This window comes from Vibrio sp. 1249-1, from assembly GCF_033340495.1.
Genome location: NZ_JAWOWJ010000544.1, coordinates 1 through 702, shown reverse-complemented (window position 1 = coordinate 702; position 702 = coordinate 1). Strand labels below are relative to the sequence as shown.

The 702-nt window shown below is 44.0% G+C and carries 1 protein-coding gene; it reads right to left on the bottom strand.

The genetic code is table 11. From position 1 onward, the window contains the following. A partial coding sequence (locus R7Z50_RS27515) for a cyclic nucleotide-binding domain-containing protein (RefSeq protein ID WP_318149752.1) occupies nt 1-702 on the bottom strand: 702 nt, incomplete at both ends.

Sequence of the window (702 nt, the reverse complement as noted above, 5' to 3'; positions counted from 1 at the left end):
GTTTGAGTCACTCTGCATTACTTTACGGAACACATTTCTATCAAGTTTAATTACTTCTGTTTCGGTAAGCGTAAGTGCAGTAGAAAAGGAGCATTCCCCAGTTACAAATGACATGCCGCCGACAATGTTCCCTTTGGTATGGCGAACCACTTCTCGCTGCATACCTTGTTCGTCTCTTTTGTAGAGCGCCACTTCTCCGCTGGTTATGAACCATAAAAAGCTGTTAGGTTCCCCTTCAACCGTCAGCAAATGCTCAGGAGAGTAGGTTCGACAAGCTTTTGTTTCGTCATTTGCTTTGAAAAATTGTTGCAAGGCAGAGATTACTTGTTCTGCCAGTTCATTATCAGACATCGAGTGATAGTCGTGTAAGAAACCTGCTTGGTAATTGCTCATCTGATTTTCGATATGAGCACGTAGCAATTTGTGCTGGTCCAAGATTTGGCTATAACTGAGCAAGTCTTCTTTGCAATTACGTAAGATAAACTGCGTCAGCTCTTTTTGAGCCGTATTAAAAAGGACGTTATCTGGTAGAGGCTTGGTCAAACAATGATCCAAACGACCTTCATTGACGGCCGTGAGTATCGCCTCAATATCTGAAGAGCAACTGATGAGAATTTTACGAGCGCGCTCGGTGTGCGGTGTTTTGTCCAGCCCAATGAGAAAATCCACACCATTAAAGTGCGCGTGATGGCTGGCGATCAC